This window comes from Synechococcus sp. BA-120 BA3 (assembly GCF_034931285.1).
Taxonomy (GTDB): Bacteria; Cyanobacteriota; Cyanobacteriia; order PCC-6307; family Cyanobiaceae; genus Cyanobium.
Genome location: NZ_JAYGHZ010000103.1, coordinates 1 through 3,949, shown reverse-complemented (window position 1 = coordinate 3,949; position 3,949 = coordinate 1). Strand labels below are relative to the sequence as shown.

General features: G+C 70.7%; 5 protein-coding genes and 1 tRNA gene. 3 read left to right on the top strand and 3 right to left on the bottom strand.

The window, feature by feature from the left end:
- Both VB737_RS05830 and gatC read left to right on the top strand, forming a co-directional pair.
- Positions 1–333 (top strand): creatininase family protein (locus VB737_RS05830; protein ID WP_500311914.1); only part of this gene is annotated, 333 nt, incomplete at its 5' end.
- A gap of 27 nt (positions 334–360) precedes the next feature.
- Positions 361–654: an Asp-tRNA(Asn)/Glu-tRNA(Gln) amidotransferase subunit GatC gene (gene gatC, locus VB737_RS05825; protein WP_500311912.1), complete on the top strand. Its 294-nt coding sequence runs from the start codon at positions 361–363 to the stop codon at positions 652–654.
- Here the strand turns inward: gatC and crtR are convergent.
- The 3 genes from crtR to VB737_RS05810 all read right to left on the bottom strand — a co-directional run bounded on the left by crtR (position 651) and on the right by VB737_RS05810 (position 3,482).
- On the bottom strand, positions 651–1,670 hold the full coding sequence (crtR, locus tag VB737_RS05820) for a beta-carotene hydroxylase (RefSeq protein ID WP_500311911.1): 1,020 nt from the start codon (positions 1,668–1,670) through the stop codon (positions 651–653). The genes gatC and crtR overlap by 4 nt on opposite strands.
- A gap of 85 nt (positions 1,671–1,755) precedes the next feature.
- On the bottom strand, positions 1,756–3,324 hold the full coding sequence (locus tag VB737_RS05815; protein WP_500311909.1) for an alpha/beta hydrolase family protein: 1,569 nt from the start codon (positions 3,322–3,324) through the stop codon (positions 1,756–1,758).
- 76 nt (positions 3,325–3,400) lie between these two features.
- Positions 3,401–3,482: transfer RNA gene (locus VB737_RS05810), tRNA-Leu, on the bottom strand.
- A gap of 90 nt (positions 3,483–3,572) precedes the next feature.
- On the opposite strand from VB737_RS05810, the gene VB737_RS05805 reads away from it, so the two are divergent.
- Positions 3,573–3,949, top strand: a 377-nt coding sequence (locus tag VB737_RS05805) for a Ycf66 family protein (protein WP_500311907.1), incomplete at its 3' end; no start/stop codon positions are given.

Genomic DNA, 3,949 nt, shown 5'->3' with positions numbered 1-3,949 from the left:
CTGGCCAACTGGTTCACCGCCGGCCCGGTGATGCGCGAGGCCCGCGACCGCTACGGCGACCGGGAGGGGCACCATGCCACACCCAGCGAGATCGCCCTCACCCTGCACCTGGAGCCCAGCCTGGCCGCCAAGCAGCGGCCCCTGCCGGAGGCGGCCCCCGCCGGACCGATCCATGGCCCCGAGGACTTCCGCCGCCGCCATCCCGACGGCCGCATGGGCTCCGACCCCTTCCTGGCCAGCGCCGAGCATGGGGCCCGCTTCCTGGAGCTGGCGGCGGCGGCCCTGGCCGACGACCTGGCCGACTTCCTGGGGCCGGAGGGTGAGGCCGGCTAGGTTCGGGGCCTGCAGCAGCGAGCGACGATGGAGCGGATCACCGCCGACGATGTGCGCAAGGTGGCCCAGCTGGCCCGCCTGGCCCTGCCGGAGGAGCGGATCGCCACCTACACCGTTCAGCTGGAGCGCATCCTCGATTACGTCGCCCACCTTGAGCAGGTGGACACCGAAGGGGTGCCGCCGACGACCCGGGCGGTGGAGGTGATCAACGTGACCCGACCGGACGGGGTGGATCCCACCCCGGTCCGTGAGGAGCTGCTCTCTCTGGCCCCCCAGCGGGAGGGCGATTTCTTCCGCGTGCCGAAGATCCTCGGCGACTAGCGCACCGGCGCGATCGCGGTGCGGTGCAGCAGTTCCAGCACCCGCCGACGGGCATGGCGGGTGGGCATCAGCCGGACCAAGGGCCGCAGACGGCTGCGGCGCTTCTTGTGGGAGCGCACCCCCAGGAAGATGTCGTAGAGGAAGTTGAGGCTGTCGGCGCGGCTCTCGAACAACCCAAGGCGCTGGGGTGACCCCTTGGCATCGAGGATCGGCTTGGTGGCGTGATAGGCCGGCTGGTATTCGAACCAGGGAATCGACGGCCAGAGATGGTGAATCAGGTGATAGTTCTGGCCCATGATCAGCCAGTTCATCAGCCTGCTGGGATAGACGCGGGCGTTGTGCCAGCGATTACGGGACTGGAAGGGCCGGTGGGGCAGATAGTCGAAGAACAAACCGAGGGTGACGCCCACCATCAGGGCCGGGGCGAACCAGCAGTTGAAGACGAACGGCAGGAAGTTGTGGCGGGCCGCCGCCACCACGATCAGCACGAAGATGGTGCGGGCCAGCACCCACTCGAACAGCTCGTTGTGGCGCCAGAGGCGATGGCGGAAGAAGAAGACTTCGTGATAGAAGAAGCGCGGCGCGATCAGCCACAGGGGCCCGAAGGTGCTGACGATGTGGTCGGGATCGAGCTTGGGATCGTTGACGTGGGCGTGGTGCTGCAGATGCACCCGGGTGAACACCGGGAAGCTGAAGCCCAGCAGCAGGGCGGCGCCATGGCCCATCACCGCATTCCAGATGCGGTTGGGATGGGCGGCGTTGTGGCAGGCGTCATGGATGACGGTGCCTTCCAGGTGCAGGGCCAGGAAGCCCAGGGCCAGCAGGGGCGGCAGGGGCCAGCCGCCCACGAACCAGCCCCAGATGGTCAGGGCCGCCAGGCCATAGCCCGCCAGGAACAGGCCCACCGTGGGATTCCAGGCGGCCGGGGGGTCCAGGTATTCCCTGGGGACACTGAGTCGCGGCACGGCTGTGGTCGCGGCCGCGGCGGCGGACGTGGGTGCCAGCGTGTCTGTCATGGCCTGGGCCAGGTCCGGATCCCCGAGGGAGGACCCAGATTACGGAACCCGCCCCGTCGGCGCGACAGCAGCCGGGCCGGAGCCGTCACGGCTGGGTCGGACCGATCGGCTGATTGGGACCGATCGGCAGGGTGGGCAGGCTGGCGGTGACATCCACCAGGGGGAACTCCATGTCGCCCCAGCCATCGGGGGGCAGCAGCGTCGGCGCGCTCGGCCCCGGGGCGGCGGCGGCTCCGGCGGCAAAGGCACCGTCGGTCCAGGCCAGCAGCAGGCTCCGCAGGGCGCCGCCGCCCTGCTCATAGGAGGAGCGCAGGTTGAAATGGTCGCCATCCCTGGCCAGCACCAGCCGGTGACCGCCGCCCTGGTTGCGCGCCTCCAGTGCCATCGGCCTGAGGGCCTCGGGGCCCGAGGGCACCACCCAGTCACGGCTGCCGCTGACCACCAGGGCCCGCGCGGTCATGGTGCGGGCTGAGCCCTGGTCGAACAGCAGCGACATCGGCGGGCTGACCGCCACCACCGCCCGCACCCGGGGATCGGCCAGACCGGCCTGGTCGGCGGAGGTGAGGAAACTGCACTGCAGCACCCAGCTGATGTTGCGGGAGGGGTTGGTGACGTCCTTGCAGAAGCGGTTGAGCAGGGCCGCGCTGGGACGGGCCCCGGCCAGCTGCAGCACCGTGGTGGCGCCATAGGACTGGCCCATCGCCACGACGGCGTCGGTGCGCAGGCCCGCCGGTAACGCCAGGCTGCCCGCCGCGGCCGCATCGATCGCCGCGCTCATGTCCATGGGCCGCAGCTTCAGGTCATCCGGGCTGGGGGGCGGCATCTGGCCGGAGAGCATGGCCTGCTGCTGTGACCGGTCGCTGCCGGGGTGGCGGGGCAGCAGCACCGTGTAGCCATGGCTGGCCAGGTGCCGGCCCCAGCCCTCGAAGCTTTCGGGGTCGTCCCAGAGGCCATGGGAGATCAGCACGAGTCGGCCGCTGGCTCCCGTTTCCGGCTGGATCGTGACCACCTGCAGGGGCTTGGGGCGGTGCTGGACGGGGATGGCCAGCTCCTGGCGCTTCACCGCCAGCGGCCCGGTCTGGCTGAGGGCCGGATTGATCGCCGCCGGGGGCAGCGTCGTCACCAGGGACTGGCCCAGGCGCTGCTGGTTGGTGACCCGATCGATGGCCAGGACCACCCGCTGCAGATCCACCGACGCGCTCTTGCCGGGCAGGGCCTCCAGCACATCCAGCAGGCTCAGGCTGCCCTTCGCCTGGCTGGTGGCCAGCGAGGCGGCCAGCGCTGTGCTGTCCATCGGCTGGCGCACCCCTTCCACGATCACCACCGACGAGAGCAGCAGCAGCACCTGGTTGACCAGGGGCGACCCCACCGACTGCTCGGCGAACGCCTTGACCGGCAGGGGGAGGGGGGTCTGGAAGGCCTGCACCAGCTTGCGGCCGATCATCCCATCGGTGGCCCGGTCCAGCTCGGCCAGATCACTGTCACCGGAGAGCAGGCTGCGCTGGTCGCGCAGCTCCCTGAGCTGGATCGTGAACGGCGTCTCGATCAACGGCAGGCTCAGCTGGATCTGCTCCAGCGCCCGGGCAGGGGCCCCCGCCAGCAGCGATCCCGCACCCAGGAGCAGCGCCGTGAGCTGGCGGAGAAGGCTGGTCATGCATCGGTTCCTGATGTGGGCAGCGTAGGTGTGCCGGCCAGGCGACACCTCACGACTGGCCCTGATCACGGAGGGATGCCCACCGGGGGACTTGAACCCCCACGACCTGAGCCACTGGAACCTAAACCCAGCGCGTCTACCAATTCCGCCAGGTGGGCGCCCACCGACTCTAAGCAGAGTCGCAACGGCCCTCTGGCGAATCACGGCCGTCGTCACCGCCCAGAATGGGCCCAGACGTCCCCCCGGCCATGCTTGCCACCCTCGGAGGCCTCCTGGCCCTGCTGCTGGGGCTGCTGCTGCTGCTGCTGCCCCTGCTGGCCTCCGAACTGAGCCGGGCGCGGGATTCGGTGTGGGGGGCGGTGGTGCTGCTGCTGGGCCTGGTGCTCGTCACCAGCGCCGAGCGGCTCACCGGCGCCCCGATGCTGGCGGTGCTCTGCGGCGGCCTGCTGATCGGCCGCCTCGGTGTGGAGGTGGGCCAGGCCCGCTGGCGCCTCCTCAGCGAGGAGGAGCGCCAGCGACTGTGGTCGTGGGAGCGCTGGCAGACCAGCCTGAGCCAGCTCGGGGCCTCCCTGGCCCAGCTGCTGCAGCAGGCAGCCGCCCTGGCCAGCGGCCTGGGGTCCTGGGT